Origin of the sequence: Gordonia sp. i37 (genome assembly GCF_002043085.1) — a bacterium.
Lineage (GTDB): Bacteria > Actinomycetota > Actinomycetes > Mycobacteriales > Mycobacteriaceae > Gordonia > Gordonia polyisoprenivorans.
This window is the reverse complement of the sequence record NZ_MVPX01000007.1, coordinates 1-745: the sequence shown is the minus strand read 5'-3', so window position 1 is coordinate 745 and position 745 is coordinate 1. Positions and strand designations below refer to the sequence as shown.

General features: G+C 66.0%; 1 protein-coding gene. It reads left to right on the top strand.

Annotation, left to right across the window (positions count from 1 at the left end):
• Nucleotides 1-246: 246 nt before the first annotated feature.
• Nucleotides 247-745: NUDIX hydrolase (locus tag B1964_RS00230; protein ID WP_079928355.1), on the top strand; the 499-nt coding region annotated here is incomplete at its 3' end.

The following is a 745-nucleotide window of genomic DNA, read 5'->3' as shown; positions in this document are numbered from 1 at the left end:
GCTGCGATCGAGGACGATCTGCAACGCGGTCGGTGGCCGCGCGGAGTCTGCCGGAGCAGCGGCGGGGGCCTGAAGATCGAGCATGACGGTCACCTCGTCGGCGGCCTCGAGGGCCACGACGTCGACGTCGAGGGCGGCGGAGAACTGCATGGTGTCTTCCTCTCTCCGCCCCGGCATCGGACCGAGGCGACTTTGCGCGATTATGAGATTACTACTTTGCGCAGACATTCGCATAGTCTGTCGTTCGTGGCCGCCGGGAAAAGCAGTCGTCTGACCGACTATCCGCGACCCAGCGTCGCCGTCGACATCGCCGTACTCAGCGTCGTCGACGCGCATCTGTGCGTGGTGATCCAGCGCGATGACGCCGGTACCGCGATGCTGCCCGGACGATTCATCCGCGAGCGGCGCAGCGTCGCCGACACCGTGCGCGAGGTGCTCGAACTCAAGTTGGGGCTCTCGCCCGACCGCGTCCACCCGCATCTGCTGCGGGTGTTCGACGATCCTGATCGCGATCCCCGCGGGTGGACGATCTCGATCGCACATGCCGTCGCGCTGCCTGCCGCGCAGCTGACGAGCGTGGTCGGTGAGTTGGTTCCGGTCTCTCCCACCGGTGCGTTGGAGTCAGACGAGCCACTGCTCTACGACCATGACCAGATCATCGCAGCCGCCACCGACAGTCTTCGTGAACGCTATGAGGATCGCCCCGACCCCGACAACCTGCTGCCGACGCCCTACACCCTCACCG